At 43.6% G+C, this 23319-nt stretch carries 25 protein-coding genes; 6 read left to right on the forward strand and 19 right to left on the reverse strand.

The window, feature by feature from the left end:
• The 3 genes from VPR01S_RS15930 to VPR01S_RS15940 form a co-directional block, all read right to left on the reverse strand.
• Positions 1-1110, reverse strand: coding sequence for an efflux RND transporter periplasmic adaptor subunit (locus VPR01S_RS15930; protein WP_081693185.1), 1110 nt, complete (start codon positions 1108-1110; stop codon positions 1-3).
• A 349-nt stretch (positions 1111-1459) separates the two neighbouring features.
• Positions 1460-1972, reverse strand: a complete 513-nt coding sequence (locus tag VPR01S_RS15935) for a regulatory protein ToxS (protein ID WP_021706391.1) — start codon at positions 1970-1972, stop codon at positions 1460-1462.
• Positions 1973-1974: 2 nt separating this feature from the next.
• On the reverse strand, positions 1975-2844 hold the full coding sequence (locus VPR01S_RS15940) for a winged helix-turn-helix domain-containing protein (protein ID WP_021706392.1): 870 nt from the start codon (positions 2842-2844) through the stop codon (positions 1975-1977).
• 359 nt (positions 2845-3203) lie between these two features.
• On the opposite strand from VPR01S_RS15940, the gene VPR01S_RS15945 reads away from it, so the two are divergent.
• Positions 3204-4136, forward strand: a complete 933-nt coding sequence (locus tag VPR01S_RS15945) for a hypothetical protein (protein ID WP_021706393.1) — start codon at positions 3204-3206, stop codon at positions 4134-4136.
• Between the two features lie 44 nt (positions 4137-4180).
• On the opposite strand, the gene VPR01S_RS15950 is transcribed toward VPR01S_RS15945, so the two are convergent.
• A complete protein-coding gene (locus VPR01S_RS15950) occupies positions 4181-5050 on the reverse strand; it encodes a cation diffusion facilitator family transporter (protein ID WP_040902909.1) in 870 nt (289 codons plus the stop codon).
• A gap of 562 nt (positions 5051-5612) precedes the next feature.
• Here VPR01S_RS15950 and cspE point away from each other — a divergent pair.
• Together cspE and VPR01S_RS22880 are read left to right on the forward strand one after the other, a co-directional pair.
• Positions 5613-5825, forward strand: a complete 213-nt coding sequence (gene cspE / locus VPR01S_RS15955) for a transcription antiterminator/RNA stability regulator CspE (protein ID WP_021706395.1) — start codon at positions 5613-5615, stop codon at positions 5823-5825.
• 424 nt (positions 5826-6249) lie between these two features.
• Positions 6250-6390, forward strand: a complete 141-nt coding sequence (locus VPR01S_RS22880) for a hypothetical protein (RefSeq protein WP_169727790.1) — start codon at positions 6250-6252, stop codon at positions 6388-6390.
• 52 nt (positions 6391-6442) lie between these two features.
• Here the strand turns inward: VPR01S_RS22880 and VPR01S_RS15960 are convergent, their stop codons facing one another.
• The 3 genes from VPR01S_RS15960 to soxR all read right to left on the reverse strand — a co-directional run bounded on the left by VPR01S_RS15960 (position 6443) and on the right by soxR (position 8093).
• A complete protein-coding gene (locus VPR01S_RS15960) occupies positions 6443-7114 on the reverse strand; it encodes a glutathione S-transferase family protein (protein WP_021706397.1) in 672 nt (223 codons plus the stop codon).
• 23 nt (positions 7115-7137) lie between these two features.
• The gene (locus VPR01S_RS15965) at positions 7138-7506 is read right to left on the reverse strand and encodes a VOC family protein (protein WP_021706398.1); all 369 of its coding nucleotides are present in this window, start codon (positions 7504-7506) and stop codon (positions 7138-7140) included.
• Between the two features lie 146 nt (positions 7507-7652).
• Positions 7653-8093: a redox-sensitive transcriptional activator SoxR gene (soxR, locus tag VPR01S_RS15970; protein WP_021706399.1), complete on the reverse strand. Its 441-nt coding sequence runs from the start codon at positions 8091-8093 to the stop codon at positions 7653-7655.
• A 107-nt stretch (positions 8094-8200) separates the two neighbouring features.
• Here soxR and VPR01S_RS15975 point away from each other — a divergent pair, with 107 nt between their 5' ends.
• Positions 8201-8617: a RidA family protein gene (locus VPR01S_RS15975; RefSeq protein WP_021706400.1), complete on the forward strand. Its 417-nt coding sequence runs from the start codon at positions 8201-8203 to the stop codon at positions 8615-8617.
• Between the two features lie 80 nt (positions 8618-8697).
• Positions 8698-9576: a DMT family transporter gene (locus tag VPR01S_RS15980; RefSeq protein WP_040902934.1), complete on the forward strand. Its 879-nt coding sequence runs from the start codon at positions 8698-8700 to the stop codon at positions 9574-9576.
• 254 nt (positions 9577-9830) lie between these two features.
• Here VPR01S_RS15980 and VPR01S_RS15985 read toward each other — a convergent pair whose 3' ends face one another.
• From VPR01S_RS15985 to hemB, 7 genes are all read right to left on the reverse strand, one after another.
• Complete coding sequence (locus VPR01S_RS15985; protein WP_021706402.1) at positions 9831-11783, reverse strand: DUF3732 domain-containing protein; 1953 nt, start codon at positions 11781-11783, stop codon at positions 9831-9833.
• On the reverse strand, positions 11780-12259 hold the full coding sequence (locus VPR01S_RS15990; RefSeq protein WP_021706403.1) for a three component ABC system middle component: 480 nt from the start codon (positions 12257-12259) through the stop codon (positions 11780-11782). The genes VPR01S_RS15985 and VPR01S_RS15990 overlap by 4 nt, the downstream gene beginning before the upstream one ends.
• Positions 12259-13377, reverse strand: coding sequence for a hypothetical protein (locus VPR01S_RS15995; protein WP_021706404.1), 1119 nt, complete (start codon positions 13375-13377; stop codon positions 12259-12261). Before VPR01S_RS15995 ends, VPR01S_RS15990 begins: the two co-directional genes overlap by 1 nt.
• Before the next feature lie 466 nt (positions 13378-13843).
• Positions 13844-14449: a hypothetical protein gene (locus tag VPR01S_RS16000; RefSeq protein WP_021706405.1), complete on the reverse strand. Its 606-nt coding sequence runs from the start codon at positions 14447-14449 to the stop codon at positions 13844-13846.
• Between the two features lie 230 nt (positions 14450-14679).
• Positions 14680-15585, reverse strand: a complete 906-nt coding sequence (locus VPR01S_RS16005; RefSeq protein WP_021706407.1) for a hypothetical protein — start codon at positions 15583-15585, stop codon at positions 14680-14682.
• A 140-nt stretch (positions 15586-15725) separates the two neighbouring features.
• A complete protein-coding gene (locus VPR01S_RS16010) occupies positions 15726-17366 on the reverse strand; it encodes a hypothetical protein (RefSeq protein WP_040902911.1) in 1641 nt (546 codons plus the stop codon).
• 390 nt (positions 17367-17756) lie between these two features.
• The gene (gene hemB / locus VPR01S_RS16020; protein WP_217997213.1) at positions 17757-18737 is read right to left on the reverse strand and encodes a porphobilinogen synthase; all 981 of its coding nucleotides are present in this window, start codon (positions 18735-18737) and stop codon (positions 17757-17759) included.
• 460 nt (positions 18738-19197) lie between these two features.
• On the opposite strand from hemB, the gene VPR01S_RS16025 reads away from it, so the two are divergent.
• Positions 19198-19446 (forward strand): hypothetical protein, encoded by a 249-nt coding sequence (locus VPR01S_RS16025; RefSeq protein ID WP_021706411.1) that lies wholly within the window; start codon positions 19198-19200, stop codon positions 19444-19446.
• Between the two features lie 210 nt (positions 19447-19656).
• On the opposite strand, the gene VPR01S_RS16030 is transcribed toward VPR01S_RS16025, so the two are convergent.
• The 5 genes from VPR01S_RS16030 to atpG all read right to left on the reverse strand — a co-directional run bounded on the left by VPR01S_RS16030 (position 19657) and on the right by atpG (position 23290).
• Positions 19657-19872, reverse strand: coding sequence for a DUF3820 family protein (locus tag VPR01S_RS16030; RefSeq protein WP_021706412.1), 216 nt, complete (start codon positions 19870-19872; stop codon positions 19657-19659).
• A 69-nt stretch (positions 19873-19941) separates the two neighbouring features.
• Positions 19942-20286 carry a helix-turn-helix domain-containing protein gene (locus VPR01S_RS16035; protein WP_021706413.1) on the reverse strand — a complete coding sequence of 115 codons (345 nt, stop codon included), beginning with the start codon at positions 20284-20286 and terminating at the stop codon, positions 19942-19944.
• Positions 20287-20564: 278 nt separating this feature from the next.
• Positions 20565-21005 (reverse strand): F0F1 ATP synthase subunit epsilon, encoded by a 441-nt coding sequence (locus tag VPR01S_RS16040; RefSeq protein ID WP_021706414.1) that lies wholly within the window; start codon positions 21003-21005, stop codon positions 20565-20567.
• Between the two features lie 15 nt (positions 21006-21020).
• Positions 21021-22406 (reverse strand): F0F1 ATP synthase subunit beta, encoded by a 1386-nt coding sequence (gene atpD, locus VPR01S_RS16045; protein ID WP_021706415.1) that lies wholly within the window; start codon positions 22404-22406, stop codon positions 21021-21023.
• Positions 22407-22429: 23 nt separating this feature from the next.
• Positions 22430-23290 (reverse strand): F0F1 ATP synthase subunit gamma, encoded by an 861-nt coding sequence (atpG, locus tag VPR01S_RS16050; RefSeq protein WP_021706416.1) that lies wholly within the window; start codon positions 23288-23290, stop codon positions 22430-22432.
• Positions 23291-23319: the final 29 nt, after the last annotated feature.

Here is a 23319-nt window from a genome sequence, read left to right on the forward strand (position 1 = left end):
CTATTCCTCCATCAAGTGAACTAAATCACCTTCAGTGAGAAATTGGACACCGGAGGTTACAATCACGTCGCCCTTCGCAAGCCCCTTTCTGACTTGGATTCGAGAGCCAGTCGCATCACCTAAACTCACGGCTTTGCGTACCACTGCACCTACTTTCGGGTCGACCACCCAAACAGATGCGGATTTGTCAGGCTCGGCGAGAATAGCGCTTTCAGGAATCATAAACGTAGTGCCTGCAAAACCACCAGCTATCCGGTCTTGTTCTGACTTCTCTCGATACAAAACGCGGCCTGTCATACCCGGACTGACACTTACGACATTCGGCGTTTCAAAGCTGACCGTCACTTCAAAAGTACGAGTCACCGGATCGGCCATAGAGGAGAATGCGCTGATTTTTGCGGGTAGCTCAGCATTAGGATAAGCACTCAGCTCAACAAAAATCTGCTCATTGAAATCGATGTCCGAAACGGCATCCACTTTCTTGGTTCGCGCCCAGTCAGCTTCTGGAACGTGAATTTTCATTTCCAACGCCTCTTCACTTAGAAGAGTTAGTACCGTTTGTTTGGCCTGCACGTTGGCAAAATCTTCCACCATTTTTTTCGCCACTCGGCCATCAAATGGCGCGACAAGCACAGTGTCATCTAGCATTTTTTGTGCTTGCTTTAGCTCAGCTTGTGCGACTCTTAATCCACGACGAGCCTGATCCAGTTGCTGCTTAGTGACAGCATGATGTTTAAACGCCGCTTGATATCGTTCAAAGTCACCTCTGGCCGCACTCACTTCAGCTCGCATCCGGTCACGCTGAGCCTGAAACGTGTCTGGCTCCAGACGAGCCAATACTTTGCCAGCCCGGACAAACTCCCCCTCAATCACCGCAAACTCGCTGATTCTGCCAGAGACCTCAAAAGCCATGTCCGACTGCTTGACCGCAGACACCTGTCCCGGATATTTAAATACCCGCTGGACTGAGTCCATACCCACAGTATGCAACTTAACTGGTCTTGAAATTCGTTCTCTCTTGTCCTGAAGTTGTTCTTCACACCCAGTCATCAATGCCAGTGGCACCAATAAAAACCAAGCCCATATCCGCCGACTATTTCGTTTCACCATTCGTATACCCGTAATTCGTTACGCTCTATTGCAACAACACCCACGCCATTACAACCAAAAGTAAAATGTCTTACTCAGAACTCATCTGATATCGCCGCCTTCACGCAGTTAGAGCGGCTCCAAGCGGAACAGAGGATATAACAATAACACCATTTAACACAACACTTGTTATTTAAATTAAATAGCACAAACTGAAATACATATCACTGTACCCGCAACTGCAGTGTTCATAGACTCGCGTCACGATTATGAGCAGCAACACGAATGCGCCTGAACCCACTGACGTCGCCACATCAGTAGGTTTATCGTTGAATGATTGATAGGAATGAATATGGGGGGATGTGCGCTTTTACTTAGCAAATATTACATTGGAACCGAAATTATGGTTAGTAAGTAGCAGGGTCCTCTCATTGATTGCCTGCACTTTCCAGCTTTGCTGATTTTCGATCCGATAAAACTCAGCGATGAGATCCATTTGCGATGATGAGAGTACTTCGGGTACAGACGAAGTAACATGGTACTCTTTAGCTGCCGTCATAATGTAGTTATCGCGCGAGCTCCAGGTCCCGGTATCGGAGATCTGTAACGCGTCTCTATTTTTAGAACGTTGCGTCAAAATAAGCAGTTGGGTCATACGAGTGTACGTACCATCCGATAAAAACTTTATGGAGGCGTGTATATCTATCTGACGTATTGGCCCAACAACGAGCTCTCGCTCAAGAGGCGGAATCAAGGTTGTTAGTGTCATTTCCCACTCTCGGGCTGTTAACGTACGGTGCAAATCTGAGCGACCAATAACAAATATCAATAAACTTAGTAATACAGAGCACGCCACGCTGATCCATACATATTTCTTTTTCATTCTCATACTCCGGTTTGGCAGACAACTTCAGGCGTGCTGTATGAATAAAAAACAAGGGTTTGGTTTTTATCAGAACTCGGCAAAAAATGAATTAAGTTCAACATGACTTCACGGTCAGGATCTCCAGTGACGACGACTCTCTCAAGCTGCTGCGAATCCGAATAAGTCCGAATATAGTGACCAATACAGTGGTCTACTTGTTCTAGCCAGCGAATGAGTTCCGGCTGCTCATCAGGTACTTCAATCTCCACATCATCAATCGTGGCATAGCGCATGACGTTGTCGTAAGGAGAAAGAGTGAGGCAATAAGAGATCAAAGGCAGGCTTAACATCAAGGCGATAAACAACCCATTAAGCCATACCGGAACAATATACGGACGTCTCCCCTTTTCTGGTGAGTCCATCACCTCAGGCTGAATATCGTCGTCAAACGGTTGGCTGTCATCCGGGTTTTCAGAGCTTATCATCCACTCAGTGCTCTCAATGTCAGCTTTATCTGGCGATCTTGAGATCACTAGTTCAACTGTACAGATCAACTGATAACCACGCTTTGGCACTGTTTTGACGAAAAAAGGCGACTTAGTCGAGTCTTTTAGTACTTTTCTCAAAACTGAAACAGCTTGGGTAAGGCTCGAATCATCGACTTCAAAGCCTTTCTGACGCCATACAAACTCTAATAGTTCTTCGCGTGTCACAATTTTCTGCTGATGAATGCACAACGCCAGCAATATCCGCCCTTCATTGCTCCCCAAGTGAAACAAACGTTTGTCGTCATGGATATCCACCAACGTATTGCAGTTCGGATCAAACTGATACTGCTCAGCAAGAATAAACTTTGTTTTAAAACCATCGTTTATGTTAGTTAACTCCATTTTTCACCACGTTATCGTCACTATTACGTCAAATGTTCTAGCTATAACGTCGCGGAGTATATCATCTTAACGAATTAACACAACGATCGTTATCTTAATGATAATCACAAATTAAGACGCATTAAAGAAAAGGGCTATCGTTCAAAACCGCATAAGGTCACTGTTGACGTGTGGAATTTTCATTTTCGTGGGGAAACAGCACATTCACCCGACAAATACGTCCTAAATGTGCACCCTAGTGTTTGAAATTGCTGAATTATAATGCCGGAGAGAAAGTGGATCATCGGGCCATTTCCGGCTTGAGACGTTAGCCGCCAGACACAACCACTTTAAGAATAATAAACAATATACAGGGCGATATGATGAATCTACTAAACCTATTCAAAGGCGAAGAGGCGACCGTGTGCTACGAGTTAAACGGATGCGCTGCCGATAAAAAACTGGGGATCGCGGTTCGCGGCTCGGTTGATCTCAAACACCTGAGAACACCGAATGACGTATCAGTTAAAGATGCGTTTATGGCCGGGACCATTGACGCCATTATCGAAAAACTGGGCAGTATGGAAGACGCGACGCCGCGCTATTTCTACGTCACAAATCGTTATGACAGCATTAAAATCTGGATCAATAAAAGCAGCAAGGAGCTGAACGCGGCGACAACCTGCCCATTTGGCAACGCTATCGTTCACAATACCGGTCATCTGATCATGACTGCGGCCACCGCCGGTTTTGCTGACACCGTCAGTCCGGTACTAAAAACGGCACTCGAATCACCACTCGGTGCCAATAATGCGCAATACGCTGCTCAAGCGGCTGAAACCATCATGAGTAAAGCGGCGGGACAATTCTCACCGGTAGGTAAGAATGCGTCAGCCAGCACAGACGCAGAGGCGACCGGCTTTAGCCTGGCAAAAGGCCTGCTCACAGATGCCAAATACTTGGTTAATGGCACTCGTCAGGCGCTCAAGGGCAACAAGAACAGTGATGTGAACTTCACCGGTATGCCCGTAGAAACGCCACCACACAAAGACAAAACCAAGCGCAGAAATAAAATTAAATCGCTGATACACAAAGCAAAGCAAGTCGTCAGCCCGGAAAAGTTGATCATTCGTGTTGGCTCTGAGTTCAATAAGCATCATGCCGGAACCGTGATTGATCTTGGCGTCCGAGCAATCTCATTCCACGATCTGATCGAGTTTCTGACGTACTACGCCGAAGAGCACAAACTGGTGAATTGTTTTCACGATCGCTCTGGCGAGAACGGCCTGACAAATCGGGTGAACGTCATCTGAGTGAAAAAGAGCGACCCGATGGTCGCTCTTTTTCTTTGGCGGCTTTACGCCGGCTCAACATGGATCAATACCTCAGCATTCGGCAACACTGCCATGATGGCCGCTTCGATTTCATCGCACTTCTGATGCGCACGTTCAACGCACATCTGTTTCGGCACGGTGAGATGGAAATCGATGTGGCGGCGGCGCCCCGCATAGCGGGTACGCAGTTGATGGTAATCTACGCCGGGTCCACACGCGTTGCGGATGGTTTCCATGGTCAGAGCCAGCTCTTGCTCAGAAATACTGTGGTCAAGCAAAGGCCGAAACGCATTACGCAACATGTCAAAGCCTTCCCGGGTGATGAACAGCGCCACACCAATGGCAACCACTGAATCAATAAAGTACCAATGATAACCAAAGTAGCTGGCGATCAGCATCAGCCCCAATCCCGCCGCCACCCCCACAGAAGTCAGCACATCGGCTTTCAGATGCAACGCATCCGCTTCCAGAGCGACAGACTCTTCTTCTCGCGCCACCCGGTATAGATGTTGTGAGACCAAAACGTTGATCAAAGCGGAAACCAGCATCACAACCACCCCTAATCCCATTGCACTGACAGGTTGTGGATCAAGCAGTTTTTCTACCGCTTCGTAGACTATCCAGCCCGCCGCGCCCAGGATCAGCAGGGCTTCCAATACTCCAGAAACGTTCTCAATTTTGCTGTGTCCGTAAGGATGATTGGCATCCGGAGGTAAATCCGATTGACTCACGGCAAACAATGCAATCAACGCCGCAATCAAATCCATGGCTGAATGTATCGCTTCAGAAATGATACTCACCGAGCCACTTACGATGCCGACCATTACTTTCATCACAATAAGTCCGCTGTTCGAACAAACCGAAAGAAGTGCAGCGCCAGTTTTACGATTCATAACATAACTCCACAAAAGTGACCTTTCTCACTGCTGCGAATCTTATCACGAACTATTTACTCATTATGTCTATAATTTTTGTAAAATTTACACCAATAAAAAAATTAAAATCAAATATATATAATAAACAGATTCAATGAGATAGATTTAAAAAAACCCTATTAATGAAAGCTTGGGTGAGAATGAGTCTTACATAATCATTAGAATGAAAACAAATCTCATCTTTCTTCCTATTTTAGCGATGAGAAATAATATTTGATGATATTTTGCGCAGTAATGCGCTTGTTGATCGTGTCAGCAGCAGAAGGTGTATTTAGCTCCTGTCAGTACAAACTTCCCTCTGGCCCGTTAGAAAAATAAAACTGGTCATTTAGAAAACAAGGTGTATAGTGGTGTCAGCTCTGGCAAACGAGCTATTAGTGAAATGTTAAGTACAAGTCTGTTCTCAGTTACCTTTCGATACCCGTCGTTTAGCTCCTGCGATAACTTCTCTTCATAGTCAATTCAATAGCTTTATGTTCGCAGCTTTTAACTTATTTTAAATTTCTATCGAGGTATCTACATGTCTTCAAAAATGACTGGTTCAGTAAAATGGTTCAACGAAACTAAAGGTTTCGGTTTTATCACTCAAGATAACGGTGGCGCTGATGTCTTCGTACATTTCAACTCTATCGTATCAGACGGTTTTAAAACTCTGGCTGAAGGTCAGAAAGTAAGTTTCGACGTTGAACAAGGCAAAAAAGGCCCACAAGCGTCAAACGTTACTGCTCTGTAAGATTTCAAAAAGGTGTGGCGCCCTGTCGCCACATCTTCTTCTTCACTTTCGCCACATCTCCCCCTCTCAACATCAATTAAATTACCCAGGATCCCCATGTCCAGAAGAACAAGCCGCCAGCGACACTGGTATCAAATACTACGAGATAAATCTGTCAAGAAGGATAATAAACACGAGTGTTTAAAATAGAATTTTATTTAAAAGAAAACCAGGCACATTGGTCTGCAGAAATACATCAGTTAAACAGTGACATTCTACAACGTCATATTTTTCCAAAACTTCTGACTTCCCAACCCCACCTCAACTTCCAGTTTTGCGAGCATAACCAACAAGGCGTGATCTTGTCGGCAAGTGGCACCACACTTGGAAGCTTTAAAATTGATTAACCCAAACACGACCAGCATTCAGTAATGAGGAATCACAAATGAGTAAAGCAAAGAAAAAACGTCCCGTTGAAAAGAAGACGACAGAGAACCTTGGTGAGAATAAGAACATTCATACCACAAGGAGAAAAATTGAAGACATTTTGAACCAGCGCGATTTTGACAAGTTATACGAGCTCTGATTGTTTTCCCGAACCCAATTACTCGTCAGGCTCGCGCTGACAAAAACGTACATCAACTCTCAGAACCACCACCTTGTTCCCCGACACGATCAGACGCACGAAAATAGGCCATCTGATCAGCATGCGCTTTTATAAATGCCGGACGCGCAGTCGCTCGCGTCACGTAAGCCCGACAAGCTGGATACGGCGTCAGGCCATCAAAACGGTCAACCAGGCGCAATACGTCTGCCATTGCAATGTCTGCAATAGAAAACTCTGCCGCCAGCCACTGGCATTGTGATAGCACCTGCTCCATATGCCTGAGCCGGACAGTGAGAAAATCATCGAGCGCTTTACGCCCTGAAGTGGCTTGTTGATCGTCAGTAAACATAAAGATCGACCAAGGTACGCTCGCCATCTCGACGGAATTCAATGCGGCAAAGAGCCATTCGATGACGCGATAACGGCCAGATAGATCGCTGGGCATGAGCTGACTACTGTGCTCCGCCAGATAAAGAAGAATCGCACCGCTCTCAAACAGAGACAGCTCGCCATGACGCAGCCAAGGAACCTGTCCAAACGGCTGCTGTGCGAAATGGTGCTGAGAGCGAGTGGCAAACGGAGTGGCTTCCACTCGATAGGGTAACGCGGCTTCTTCCAACGCCCAGCGCAGACGCAGATCCCGGACGTAGCCGCGTGGCGCTTCCGGTACCCAGTCAAACGTGGTGATCACAAACTCGGTCATGTCCTCTCCCGAACCTGTCGTCCTTACGCGTGTTTTTGAGGGGAAATCAGATGGATGATATTGGTCGGGCTGGCAATCCAGAAAGCCTGAAACCCCTCCGGCAGCGGTTCTATTTCATCCCGGCGGTGGCAATCATGCCGTTGCAGATACTCTGCGGCTCGTTCAACATCGTTGGTGGTCACTTCCAGCCAGATTTCGGCCTGACTTAACCCGGCTACACAATCGAGCCACAAGGTTTTATCACCAAACTCGAATCTTGGAGTGCCGTCCATGCCATCATTCGACAGCTCTTTGAAACGCAGTACGTCCCGATAAAAGCTCACAGTACGTTCGTACTCATGAGCGGGAATCTTCATGGCAATGTTATTGCCTGGCTGGAACTCGGGTGCCACTTTGCTCACTCCTTAAAGCTGGCAGTCTTACTTCCCAAAATGCCAGCCTGGTTGCATATCACACTATCACTACACTATAGCTGCAAAATCCGACAATTTCGAAATTCCGCGATACACTCGAAAACTCTCTCACCGCGCGTGGATACTCACTGAATGATTCGTTGTGCGCCCTGCCCCTGCTGATGCAATGTGTCTTCCGGGTTGAGTAGCTGACACTTTTTCATGCTCAGACATCCGCAGCCGATACACCCTGTCAGGTTTTCCCGCAGAGACTGTATTTGCGCCATTTTTTTATCCAAATCCTTTTGCCATTTTTTAGCGACTTTTTCCCAGTCCCGCTTGGTTGCCGTTTGATTCATCGGCAGGCCACTCAATTCAGCCGTGATCTCTTCAAGCGTGAAACCTATCGACTGCGCCACCTGAATCAGCGCGATTCTGCGTAGCATCGACATCAGATAACGGCGCTGGTTTCCGGACGTACGGATAGAGGCGATCAAACCTTTGGTTTCATAGAAACGCAAAGCGGATGTCGCTACACCACTGCGTTCCGATAATTGACCAATTGTTAAATATTGATTATTTATCATTATGTTACCTGACTTACCCAAGAGAAAACAAAGTTATTGACTTAAAGTTAAGTTGAACTTCTATACTACTGCAAAATTTCATTAACAACGAATGGCAGGTTCATAAAATGACAATCAAGACTCTCTCTTTCTGTAATCCGGCTGCACTGTTTAACCCTATACCTTATGGGTTTTGTCATACCGTGAAAACCCCACCCAATGGCGAGCTGATCTTCATTTCCGGCCAGAGTGGCGGTGAAGGAAAAACGCATTCACTAAGCCATGACTTTGATCGTCAGGTTGATAGGGTGCTGGCGAACCTGGAGATTGCGCTCACCACCCACCAGCTCAGTTTTGATGACGTAGTCAAAATTACGATTCTAATCGTTGATCACAATGCAGAAAAACTGGAAATCTGGAGTAACGCGATGAAAAAACGTTGGTCAACAGAACGTTTACCCGCCAGCACCCTGATTCCAGTCCCGACACTGGCGCTTGAAGGCATGCAAATAGAAGTCGACGCTATCGCTTTCAAGGCGTGCTAACTCATCACTGCGCCCATTTACGGGCTAATTTTGAGCCAGGTTCGTCAGCCTGGCTCTTCAATTTTCAGGTCACTGTTATGATTTTACGCAATTATTTAACGCTGCTCGCCATCGGGTTGATATGGGGCTCACAGTTTATTTTTCAGGAAGTCGCGCTCGGGAGTTTTGCTCCAGTCTGGATCGGCGCATGTCGGGCGCTGCTGGGGGCTGTGACCTTAATTGTTATCTGCAAAACACTCGGCATCAACGGGAACAGCAATCAATGGGGACTCTTTGCCCTAATCGGATTACTTGAAGCCGTGATCCCGTTCGTGCTGATCCCTTGGGGACAGCAGAACCTGACCAGTTCTATCACCGCAATCCTGATGGGTACCCTGCCCTTTTATGCTTTGCTGCTCGCCCCGCTTTTCATTCGTGGCGCCAGTATCAGTGCAGGCAACACCTCCAGTGTTTTTGTCGGTTTTTGTGGTTTGTTGGTGTTGTTCTATCCGGATTTGGTCTTGGACAGAGGGGAGTTGAATATGCTCAGCGCGGCGGCGGTTATTGTTGCGGCGATCTGTTTTGCTATCGCCCTATTGTTACTCAATCGGGTTCACGATGAACATCCGTTGATTGTGGCAAGAAATGTCTTGTCGATGGCCAGTGTTCAACTGCTGGTTGTTGCATTGTTTAGTGCGCCATTAACGTTTGGTGTCACGTCAGCAGGGGCCATATTATCGTTGGTGTATCTGGGCGTAATGTGCGCTGGTGTGGTCTACTACCTGTACATGATGAGTATCCGCCATGCCGGTGCCGTCTTCACATCTATGACCAATTATCTGGTGCCCGCCGTGGGTGTATTGATCGGTGTGGTGATCTCAGATGAACCCGTCCAGGCCAACACCTGGATCGCATTAAGCATCATTTTATTTGCTCTGTTCATCAACCAAAAGTTGTCAGCACCACAAAGTCAGCGTTAAACCTAGCCATAGCAAATGGTACCGTGCCATTTGCTATGGATTTCTATTCCTTGTTTGGGAGTCCCTTTTCACCTAATCGTTGTGACTCGTTTATGGACATTTCCGTGTTACGATATCTGGTGAATGTCGGACTCTCAGATAAATTTTGCTAGGGTAAAAAGAAAGATCTGACCCCGAGTATTGTTAGCCTTTATGTCATAGATATCATTAGCAATAATATTAAGGTCAAACGTTACTGCTTGACCTTAGTAAAATTATATCAACTTTTGACCATTTGAAGACCATCTATATCTAACATACTGATCAAACTCAGGTTCGTCTGCATGTTCTAAAACTATAATCTGTGGCTTAAACCCAATTTTTGGATCTCTTTCAAGTTCATTTAAGAATCGTTCAAAAACCTTGAATATATTTATTACTTGTTTAATATTCTCATCAACTTCTTCTTCACCCAATAACTCTTGCTTATTATTAGAAGAAAATCTTCTTGTTACTTTTGGAAAATATACCTGACTAGGTTGGTCTAGAAATAATATTGCTGGTATTACAGAATTTGAGCTTGAGGTTAATTTTAAAATTGACAAGAAAACCGCTAGATGACAAGCTAACCAGTTCGCACCACTACCCATTTCTGATAGTAGTATTTCTTGATTTTTAAAGTAATAAGCGAACGTGAAATCTTCTGTTTTGAATTTCATTTCACCATTTCGTAAATCATCTTCAAAATCTAAGTCTTTTTTAAGCTCATTCATTGTCTCATTGATAAGTGCATTAGCCTCGGAAAATTTATGTTCAAGACCATAGCCTCGAATCAGTCTGATACAATTTTCTAATTCCTCTTTCATAGCTGGAAGATCGTGGTTAGATTTTTCTAACTTTTGCCCTTCAATAAAGAATTCTAAGGTGTTCTCTATCCTCCCACGAATATTATTTAGTGAGTCCCTTATATCTAGATTATTTTTAACTTTGAATAATTTTCTTAATTGTCTTATTTCATTATCTATATTAGCTATGACCTGTTTTTGCTTGTCTCGCTTTAAAAGTAATGAGTTAAGAGATTTAGAACTGTCCTGTTTGTAACTACCAATTCGGGACAGTTCATCAAGAAGTAGCGCTCTAGAGCGCTTAACCTCTTCCACTTTAGAAACAACACTAGTTACTGGTGTGCTACATAACGGGCAACTAACACTGTTTTTAGGTACTGACTCATCTTGCGATACTTCAGCAAGGCGTGCCATCGAGTTGGAGTAATCTATTGACTCCTCCTCATTCGCCTTAATAAGACTTATCAATTGATTACATTCATATAAAGACGTTAGCTCTTTATCTTTTGCTTTCTCTAAGGCATTTAGCTGCTTATTGAAATCAACATTTTGCTCTGCATTCAATGGTACAGAAGGCAGGTTTCTCGCTAAATTTTTCAGCTTTCCTAGTGATGCATCTTCATCCAAAAATTTAAGATTTAAAACTCTATAATACTGCCTAATTGGTATAAGTAATTTTTCTCTTTTTTCTTGAATACCTAGCAGAGCTTTCTTTTCTTCTATCTCTATCTTTTTTATTTGCTTTTCTAAATCTTCAGATCTTTTCTTCAATCTGTAGTATCTGCTATCAACCCAACCCATAAATATAGGAAATTGATCAATTACTGTTCTACTTTTAATGAAGTTATCAAACCTATAAAACAAACTATGCTTGTTAGCTATTAAGTTTTGATGCTGAAAGAATAGTGAAGTAGCATTCCGAATCGAGACTTTCCCTTTCTTAAGTTTATAATCGTCATCATCATTCAATGATGTATCTTCAACCGATAATCCTAAGTGCTCTTCGAAATCCTTTTGAACTTCGAATTTAGTTCTAGTTTTCTTGGACTTAAAATAGTTAGAGTTAATTTTATTATCAACATTGAAATCAGCCGAATATTCAACAGAAAAATAACACTTTGTTGGCTGATTATTTGAGCGTCCAATGATTATCTTTTTATTATTGTGTTCAAATACGCAACAGAATATATCTGTGAAATCAGTAACTTTTCCCACAGGGATTGTAGAGCGATTCGAAAACAAACAAAAATCTACAATCTCTATTAAAGCACTTTTACCTGTTTTAGAGTCACCTGTTATTATGTTTAACCCTCGGTCAAAGCCAAGACGTTTCAAATCACCATCATGACCAATGAGAATTATATTTTTTAAAAAAGCTTTCATATATTTGTGACCTTGGATTTCAGAAGAACATTAACATATCCTTCTTTCGAAAAAATAATACCTAAGTTATAAGATGCCTTTATAAATTCTTTTTTATAGTCATTTGTTATTGATATTTCTTCTAAATCATTTCCATTCAAAATAAAAGAATTGATTATAATTTCACAAATTGAACTGAGGTAGATTATTCCACAATTTGTTACAGACTTTGAGTATTGAACTTTATCATTTATCAAAAACAAACGTTCTTTAATTTCATCATCCTTTAGAAATGCAGTTTGAAAAGTACTACTAACATTAGACCTATTTAGTTTCGCCCTTAAAACATCATCCATAACAAAAGGAACAACAAGATAAATCAACTCAAACTTCGCGCCTCGCTCATCAACTCGTCTAGCTCCTTGAATAAATGAATATAGTATTTCAGCAACAAAAGAGGGAGAATACTTCAAATCTCTAATAACCTGAGGATTCATTAGTCAATATCCTCTTTATTATATTTCCAAGTATAAGCGGTGTTATTAATAGCCTCGTGTACTTTACCTCTCATGAAGTAAGGTTTCGTACCACTTACCTCAGGCACTTCTAACACCGAACTATTATGAAATTCAAAATATGCTTTACAAGCTGCCTTGTTAGATTTGGATGAACCTAAATCTTCATAATCTATTTCGTAAGAATATTGTCTTTTATATCCTGTAGCTTTCTCTACTGCATCTACTAAATAGTTATCAATAATTTCGGGCATAATGTCTGGTTTAAGATCTACAAGGCTCTCTTCACTGTTTTTAGCTTTGAAGTAATCATTGAGAGCAACACCTCTATCTCTGCCTTTCAAACCAATATCTCTATACTCTAATAAAAACAAGTAACCGTCAGCATTCTGCTGCTCCGTATCATACTCCGTGCGGTCTACAGGAAAAGGAATGCTATCTCCACTCCACCTGTTAACCTGAAACTGGAAAGCATCATCAAAATCATTGATATTAACCTTCCAATGTCGGTGGTCTACAATTGCACTTTTATTAACGTATGAGTATATCCAATGGAAAATGCTTTCTCTGTATGGCTCTAACACGCACTTCAATTTGCGAGCTTCCAATAAGCTCTTCCATTTATCTTCTACATGTTCCCGAGATTGATCAATTGTAAATCTAGACAATATGCTCAATAGCTCGGCATCCGATGCATCTTCAAAAATTTTGTCATAGAGAGGCTTAACTGAAGATGATGGTACGTGAGACTTTATGATATTGAGTTTTTCATGAGCACTTCGTGTGTTCCAACCATGAAATATTGAACTCTCGGAAATGAAAGATGTCGTGTGTAACACAATTTGCTCAAACATAGAGGAGTCTTCAACCACCAAGTTCTTCAAAGTGTTCCAGAAATCTTTTGAGTTACTAGCTAAGTTATGCTCTTCTACGTGGTGTTTTACCTCTGTGAACGTCTTACCATCATAGACATCCCCAAAGCACTCTATCCAGATAGTCTCATTGGTTTTTGCATCAAAGCACTTCTCAATGGCGATTAAGACTTGGTAAACATAGCCTAAATACTTTGGTGTAGCGTTGTTGGCAAAACCTTCTGTCATCCTGTCGATTACTCCTAGATTCACTCTCATTAACTTCGCGCACTGGGAAAAACTCGCGATCTCGTTATGTTCTCGAAACCAATTTCACCACCATGCTAGATCGAAGCAAATAAAATCACCATAGTTACCATACGGTTAGAAGGGATTAATTTTGTACAAATACTCCATGAATGCAAGTAAAACCTGTTGAATATTGAGCGGTGTAGTTACGAGACTTAGTAAAAAGGTTACGCTCGTACAATTTTTACACCATTGAAGGGCAAGCTATTAAAACTCACGGGGTCAGGTCTTGCCTTTTGTCTCTTATTACTTTTTGTATATCAAAGTTGACTGAGTATCATTTTGTGATTTGGAGGCGCAACTCATTTGGGGCAGAAATGTTTCAGCCCGAACAGGATGAAACGAAGATGGACAGAACTGTTTTAGGACGTAACATAAAGTCGCCTGCATCAGATTAGAAAAAATTTCAATCGAAGTCGTCTCGATTTAGGCTTTCACGCGCCCTTTTAATGAGTTTTTCTACGTGTTCTTCCGAAGACTTGCGCTGAGACAAATAGGCTTTGTGCTCTTCGGAATCCTCGATGTCCAAAAAAGGTAGCTCCTGGTTAGACAAGTGATAATTTACGTGCCAATATGCTGTAGCCGCATTTATATATTGTGCTTTTAATAAATCTCCCCACCTTTCTATTGCTTCATCTGACAAATTTGCAACCGTGTTAGAATGCAATTCTTCGATTCGATTTATTCCTAAATTTACAGATTCAACGCAAGAATCTATTAATGACAAAGATTTCCTTTGAGCTGAACCTAACTTAATAGCGATGTCAGAATAGTGCTTTTTAAATATAGGATTAGATAGCTTTAGTGGAACGCCTGAATCTATACCATTCAATGCGTAGATTTGAATACTTCTTTCATATGATCTACAAATCAAGAGCAATCGATACTTAATATCTTCCAGTTCTTCAAGAATCGCCACCTCCAAGGATGAAACTTTTCGCCTTTGAATATAAAAATCGAAAAGCTTACCTATTGCTACCCCTAAAATGATATATGCAATTTTTTCGTACATAGCACTGACCTGACCCCAACTTTTTAGTCCACGGACAAGTTGGTTTTTTATCAACTAAACACATAATGAGGCATTAGATAAATTGAATCAAACTGAAATTACTAGAAGTCTTATGAGTGATGATCCTGAGAAGGTTTGGGGCATTTCTGACTTACGAAGTGTCAACTGTGAAGGTTCTGGACAAAACCGTCACAGGTTTGCAGTCAGACTTAAGCGCTTTGTATGGGTTTTTAATCTAAGCGCATATTAAAAAACCTCACCTTCAAAATAGATATGTATGGTAGGTGCTCCTCATCGTGATAGGTGTAATCACCACTACTTTGTAGCGTCGAATTGAAGTTCGAACAAAATAACTGGACTCCTGAACGATAAACTCGCTTCTGATTTCTATACCCATTCATGACAACATTCTTATAACCATTTTCAAGATCTGTTACCAACTTTGACCACTCGCAGATTTTCGGATCAACCACGTCTTTTCCTAAACTACCATTTCCAGCCATATCTATCGCAGCTTGAACTAGATCGCAGCCTGTAACCATCTCTGACGTTGTTTTATGTTTTGGCCAAGTAACGTGAAAGGGAAATAACTTATTTGTATTTTTTATCCAGAGTTGGTTCTTGGGCATTAACAGAAACTTAGAGCAATCTGGTAGCCCTTCGATATTGGTTCCACCTAACGTATATGAACCAATTACCCTTGAGGAGTTTTGTACACCTGCCCTGATAGTTAAAGGTTGATGTCTATCTAACTTTTCTAGAAGCTTTCTTTCTTTCGCTGTAGACGCACCACTGTCAATTTTTTTAAATTTCGAAGTATTCTTAGCCTGTAGTAGTAACGCTTTTTTTGAGAATACTACTCCCTTGGCGTTACATTCCTCGACAATATACAGTAAGTCTGCCAGCTCACATTTTACTTTCTGAGTATTAGCTATTCCATGAGCCTGCGGCGTGCCATCAATCCAAATGGAGCTTACCTCTACTCCTCCTGCAACTTGATGTTGCTTTGCTATTTTTTTAGCCAAATATGCTAATAATCTTTTCCCATGTAAATGCTGCAAAGCCCAACGTTCTAGGGAACGCCCTGTTTTATTCTTATATATTTTACTCCAGTAACGCCAATGAGCTTGGTGCATAAATCCTCCTTAAACCTAACGCCCCGTAACGCAATACTGAAGCCGCCGCATGCCGCCTTAATCACTTAAACCACTACACTAATGACTTACCAATACGCAGGCTTCACTGGCAATATCGAGCGATTCAATACAAAAGTTGATCATTTTAACTCTAAAGTTTCTTTTGTGGCTTCATCTCGAAGACCTAAGGCATAAGTTTTTGTCAGCTTTTTGTCTTCGTAAGTTATACCGCCAATTAAACAAGCTTTTGCAACTCTAGTGTATTCTTTTCTAATGTTTTCGTAGTTATGGATTGTCCAATGAATAATCACTTTTCTTAACGAGTAATACTCCTTCCTATAGTTGTCTTTAGTAGGTATTTTTACACCGAATATATTTAAGCAGAATCCCAGAATCCTAGCTGATTTGAAATTGGGTAACTTTTCCATTTTCCTGATTTCATCGTATATCAATCGGTAGTATTTCTTTAAAATGTAATAGCTAGCCTTACTATCTCTGTGACCGATAAAATCGCTCCAACAAGAGTTATGCTGAATTGACCAACATGTGTCCTCATCAACACTAACACATGCAGCAGCAAATGTTAGCTCAAACATCAATTCGGATACCAAGTCATATAAATCAATTGATTGGAATCTTTCCTCTTTCCTTTTCCGTAGCTTGTGAGGTGTAAAAACTGCAACAGACGGATGGTTTTCTATTAGGTTTATTACAGACGTGACAAACTTTACTGCCACTCTGAAGTTTTTATAGCAATCAAGATCATAGTAATTATTGGGGTTACTGTTGATTTCATATAGATATGTGCTGTTGTCTTTTATTTTACTGAAGGCGTTATTTATTGCGTATGAATGTCTCCACCACCATCCTTCGTTTAGATAAGACTCAATTGCTGTTAGAGCTGAGTCACAATACACTTTAAATTGTTCATGTTTTAGGTCGAAAAGTGGTAAATCAGCATCTAGAGGGGAAGCAAACTGTCGATTTAAGGCTTCGAGCTTTTCTATGTCTCCAAACATGGAAATACTTAAAGGCTTTATGTACCCAATAAGCCCAGAGCTGAAACCATCTCCTTCATGGTGCAAGAGCGAGTTTGAGTTAAGTATTGCAGCCGTTGCGGTGTTCTTAGTAAATTGACGAAATGGCAGTGTCTGGATATTTTCTGCTGTCATGCTTTCGTATAATTCGATTATGAGGTTTGGATGATATTCCGCAACAACCTCACAAAATCTTTTGTTTCCTATAAGTAGTATGATGTCATGAGCATAATCCTTGCATTCGCCCTTAGAACCAGATGCGCAAGTTACTATACGGCTAATCGAAGGTGTAATTTCTGAGGCAACCTCTTTAAGAACATCTGCATTCCCCTCTAAGATTCTCGCATACAGTTGATGCATGAACTGTTTGTAGTTGTTCTTCCCAAATTTAGGAGGAGATATAAAACCAAAGTAAGCCCACAAACTAATGATCATGAGGAAAAGTACAGCAAAGATTGCTTGCCACATACTTTGGCTTAGATTGAAATCAGGAGTAAGCCAACCTAAATTGACCCATAACTCTGATATAAGAACTCCGATACCAATAAGAGGTATGATGTAAAAAGAGGTTTTGTGGAGTGATATTGGTGCAACTGCTATACGAAATTTATAGCGTTCCCCCGTAATTGTGTAGACCACAAATAGTAGTGCTAGAGCGGAAATAAACGATGAGAAGCCGAATATAGAGTCAGAAGAACTCCCTGCGGGAACAAAGCACATCCCTAATAGCTCTCTAGTACACATTCACGTCACCTGATAGATTTGAATTGTACACATATTACTCGCCAATTGACTGAAAGTTAAGCTTTATGAGGGAGTTACGGTATTGACCAATTCCTTGAAGGCAACTCCAATGAGGTTTTTATTGGTTCCGAGATCGAACTGCCCGTCTTCGGATAACTTCAAATATGGCAAATTCAATATACTGATTTGAATAAGCGTTTGCTCTAACACAAAACGGGGCAGAAGTGTTTCAGCCAGAATGGGCTGAAACCTTAAAGCTTTAAACACTTGAATGCGAATATGCCAACTCTGAAAATTGAATAATGTGGACAAAGATCATTCCTTTAGTCCACAGTCTTGGTACAGCAGAGAGCTTATGTTAATTATTGAAATTCATAGCCAAATACTCAGCTAAACTTCTTCACTTAACCATATCGCATACTGTTTGGTGTAGTAGCTGACAATTAAATCTGCTCCAGCTCGCTTTAGCCCAATAAAAGTTTCGTTCACCACTAACTTTTCATCGAGAGCACCAGCCAGAGCCGCAAATTTAATACTCGCATACTCTCCACCTACTTGATAAGCAGCTAACGGTAAATGAGTCTCTTGTCTTAAGCGGGAGAGCACATCTAAATAAGGCGTGCCTGGTTTGACCATAAGGATATCAGCACCTTCAGCTTCATCAATAGAAGCTTCGAGTAAAGCTTGTCGACCGTTGGCATAGTCAAGTTGATAGCCTTTCCTATCACCATTGAGTTCACAATCTACTGCCGTTCTAAATGGCCCGTAAAAGGAAGAAGCAAACTTTGCTGAATGTGCCAAAATTGCCACGTCATGATAACCGGCGGCATCAAGACCTAGACGAATCGCTTTTACTTGACCATCCATCATTGCTGATGGAGCTAACATGTCAGCACCCGCTTTAGCTGCTGTTAAAGATTGCTTGACCAAGTTTTCAACCGTTAGGTCGTTACACACTTTACTACTCTTTATTACTCCACAGTGCCCATGATCAGTATATTCACAGAAACAAATATCCGGAATGACCATCATATCTGGCACAGCAGACTTTATTATTTTAATCATACGTGCAAGTAAACCATGATCATTCCATGTGTCGCTTCCTTGCGCATCTTTAGTATGAGATATTCCAAAAGGCATCACATAGCGTATACCTAAAGCATGAAGTTCTCGGACCTCATCCGCTAAATGACACTCTGGGATTCTGCTTATGCCAGGTAGAGTAGAAATTGGCACAGCTCGCTCTATATGTTCCTCGACAAATATAGGATGAATTAAATCACCTAGCTGCACATGACTTTCTCTTAATAAATCTCGCATAGCTTCGGAACTGCGGAGGCGTCTCAGGCGTCGTATTGGGGCAGTATTCAAAATATCATATCCTAATTTAAGTTACTCGATGCAAAGGTTCGTTAGTCAGAGCTTATGATTTCTCTTTAGTAACAAATCACTTTTTTGATCAAAAAAATGCCGTTTTTTCACTCTGCTCTTCAATACAAAATCAGTCAATAGTTATGTAAGAAATGAGGTGGCAGCCCACACCGCAATACTTTTCTATATTTAGGGTTCGTATAACTTTTAGTATGGAAAACATATGCCTTCAAAGTTTAAAAGAGCATTTTCACTCTATGATTTCGGGCAATCAATGTTCCTGCGCTTTTGCTGATTTACAAAACCATCAATAACGACAGGTATTGCAAAGAGAGTTGTGGACAGCTAGCACGAGCAGTAGACTTGCGCTAACCAGAACGCCTGACTTTGGGTGCGCACTAAACATGAACGTTTGATTCTGCTACCACAAAGTCGATATTTAGTTTGATGGAGATAGATAATGAACGATAGTTGGGCTAACGTCTTTCCGTACTTTGCTGGAGCTTTTAAGCTTATTGTATTAGGCATTGGAGCCTACTTAGCTATTAAATGGCATTTTGATGAAGAGAGGAGGGTAAGGGAAGCGCAAGGCGTGGTGTTTGATAAACCAAGCGTCACGAAAAAATTGGCTGTGATGCTAACCATCCCATTCCTTCTAAGTTTTCTGGTGCTGCTAGTTATTTATGCTACTGACTGGTTTCTCTACTGATGGGCTTTATTGATACGATCAATGTTGAGCGATTTCAAATGGTGTACTCACACTGTTAAGAGGCTTATCCGATAAAACAGCTCAATCAAGACTCAAAATGTTATCTCAACGTTTACGCTCTAAATTGGTTTGAGGCAAAGCGTGCCAGAGTAGAATGCTCTGGCGGCCTTGAGTTGACGTTCTCCATACAAGCTCTGGAGCAACGTGAATTTACATACGTTTTAGTGGTTTGACGACTGAATCCAAACCTTCAATTTTGAGCGCCAGACACAATTGCAGTAACTGGCCCAACTCCCCATCCGGGAAGCCTTTTTTATCAAACCACAGCAGGTATTCTTCCGGCAGGTCAATCAGTACTCGCCCGGCGTATTTGCCAAAAGGCATTTGAATTCGGGCGAGCTTAAGCAGGTTTTCTTTTTCCAGCATGAGTATTCAATGGGGTGATTCACGATTAACACGCAGTATCGCTGAATCTTGGAGTGATGGAAAGCGGACTCAGACCTCGTGAATGTAGTCAATGATCACTTCATTGCCTTCACAATAGACACGCTGGATCTTGCCATCGACTCTCACTCGGTTTTGCAGATGCACAACCTGCGCATCGGGCCCGGCGATCTCTTTCAGCGATGGAATGACGATATTGGGGTTCACGTGCAGTTGCTGACAGAACTGCTCGATAAAGTGGAGGCTCAGTGGCTTGGAGCCACGCAGCAACTCAGAGAACTGAATCTGATTCATGCCCAGTCTCTTCGCGACTTCCATCTGTGTCAGGCGTAGTTTTGCTTTTTGCGACATCCAGATGTTGTATAACGCTTCGCGATCCTGGTCCGTGAATTCCATAGTGTCCTCTCAAGGTATTGTTTTTGCCGATAAATCCTAACAGCAATCATTGATCCCATGTCATTGTCAGGTTAACTTTTGTTCATCACATCTCAAAAACAATGCACTTAATATGCGTTTGTATTCGTAAAAAATGAACCAAAATTACTGATAAATGAGCAGGTTGACACAACGCTGATTATTGAGAGTATAGACGAGATATTTAGGCGAAAACTCAGGCCTGAGCCAGCCAAAAGGACACCAGAGAAGAAGCCTGCCGACAGGCGGCAGGCTTAAGATTAGCGGCGGGCGCGAACACTGAGCTCAAACGCTCGCAGTTGCGCCAACGCTTTGGTCAGCTCCATCTGCGCCTGAGCGAACGAGAGATCGTCGACATGCGCACGAATGTTTTCTTCGGCCGCTTTACGGGCCTGTTCGGCACGCGCCTTGTCAATGTCTCGACCGTGTAATGCGGTATCGGCCAGCAGCGTGACAACATCCGGTTGCACTTCGACCAAACCGCCAGAGACGTACAGGATCTCTTCGGGTTTGGACAGATCATCCACGATACGAGCAACACCCGGCTTAATTCGACTGATCAATGGCGAGTGGCCGGGACGAATCCCGAGCTCACCGTCAGCACCCGCTACCGCGATAGCGTGCGCCGGACCAGAGTAGAGCGTCCCCTCTGCACTGACCACATTGAGCTGGAACGTACTTTGTGAAACCGCTATGGCCATACTACCTCCTGCTCGTTACAGAGATTTTGCTTTTTCAAGCACTTCGTCGATGTTCCCGCAATACATGAACGCCTGTTCGGGGATATCGTCGTACTGCCCTTCAAGCAGCGCTTTGAACCCCGCGATGGTGTCCTTAAGCGGCACAAACACACCCGGCTGGCCGGTAAACACTTCCGCGACATGGTAAGGCTGGGTCAGGAAGCGTTCGACTTTACGCGCCCGAGACACCAGACGTTTGTCGTCTTCCGACAACTCGTCCATACCCAGAATGGCGATGATGTCTTTGAGCTCTTTGTAGCGCTGCAATGTCTGCTGTACCTGCTGGGCAACGTGGTAGTGCTCCTGACCGACAATCTGCGGATCCAACTGACGGGATGTCGAATCGAGCGGGTCAATCGCAGGATACAAGCCCAGCGCGGCAATGTTACGTGACAATACAACCGTCGCGTCCAAATGAGCAAACGTGGTGGCCGGAGACGGGTCGGTCAGGTCATCCGCCGGCACGTACACCGCCTGAATCGACGTGATCGAGCCATTTTTGGTCGACGTGATCCGCTCTTGCAGCACTCCCATCTCTTCCGCCAGCGTCGGCTGATAACCCACCGCCGATGGCATACGCCCTAACAACGCTGACACCTCGGTTCCCGCCAGGGTATAACGGTAGATGTTGTCGACAAACAGCAACACGTCGCGGCCCTCGTCACGAAAACGTTCGGCGATCGTCAGGCCTGTCAGTGCAACACGAAGGCGGTTACCCGGTGGCTCGTTCATCTGACCATACACCATGGCCACTTTGTCGAGTACACCCGCTTCTTTCATCTCGAAATAAAAATCGTTCCCTTCACGGGTGCGCTCCCCCACCCCGGTAAATACCGATAAACCAGAGTGAGCTTTGGCGATATTGTTAATCAGTTCCATCATGTTGACGGTCTTACCCACACCGGCACCGCCGAACAAACCGATCTTGCCGCCTTTGGCGAACGGGCAAATCAAGTCAATCACTTTGACGCCCGTCTCCAGCAGCGCGGTACTGTTCGACTGCTCTTCATAGCTCGGCGCGCTGCGGTGGATTTCGTACTTCATTTGCTCGCCGATAGGACCGCACTCATCGATGGGTTCACCCAGCACATTCATAATACGGCCCAGCGTTTCTTCCCCGACCGGAACGGTGATCGGGCCGCCGCTGGACGCCACTTGCAGACCGCGTTTCAGACCATCGGACGACCCCATGGCGATGCAGCGGACCACGCCACCACCCAACTGCTGTTGAACTTCCAGGACCAATGAACTGTTGTCCGCGCCGCTCACCTTCAGCGCGTCATAGACTTTCGGCCCCTGATTTTGTTCGAATTCAACGTCCACCACCGCGCCGATGACTTTGACGATTTTGCCAATACTCATAATCTCAACCTCAAATTCTGTCTCTAAACCGCTTGTGCGCCGGCAACAATTTCGCTCAGCTCTTGTGTGATTGCCGCCTGACGGGCTTTGTTGTACACCAGTTGTAAATCTTCAATCAGTTGTCCGGCGTTGTCCGTCGCGGCTTTCATCGCCACCATACGTGCGGCTTGTTCACAAGCGATGCTCTCAACCACTCCCTGATACACCATGGATTCGACGTAACGCTGAATCAGATGGTTGAGAATGTCTTGAGGAGACTGCTCGTAGATGTAATCCCAGCGAGCGTCTTTATCACGTTCAATATCTTCTTTCGGGAACGGCAACATTTGCACGACCCGCGGCTTTTGCACCATGGTGTTTACAAACTGATTAAACACCAGGAACAAACGATCGATCCGGCCTTCGGAATAGTGCTCCATCATGGCGTTGACGGCGCCAAGTAATTCTTCCAGTTTGGGCTTATCACCCAGCCCGGACGTCTGTGCCACCACATTGCCGAGCGAGCGGAAAAAGCCGATCGCTTTCGAGCCGATCAGGGTCGTGTCCACGTCCACGCCCTGCTCCTGCCACGTTTGCATTTCCGACAAAACCTGCTTGAACAGGTTACTGTTTAAGCCACCACACAACCCACGATCTGAAGAGATGATGATGTACGCCACCCGTTTGACTTCCCGCTCCTGCAAGAAAGGATGACTGTACTCCAGTGTCCCGGACGACACGTGGCCAATCACCTTGCGCATATTGACGGCATAAGGGCGTGACGCTTCCATATTGTCCTGAACTTTGCGCATCTTACTGGCGGCGACCATTTGCATCGCACTGGTGATCTTTTGTGTGTTACCCACACTGGCGATCTTGGTGCGAATCTCTTTGGTATTTGCCATAAAGGCCTCCTACTCAATGACGCTGATAT

This window comes from Vibrio proteolyticus NBRC 13287, assembly GCF_000467125.1.
In the GTDB taxonomy this organism is placed as follows: Bacteria; Pseudomonadota; Gammaproteobacteria; order Enterobacterales; family Vibrionaceae; genus Vibrio; species Vibrio proteolyticus.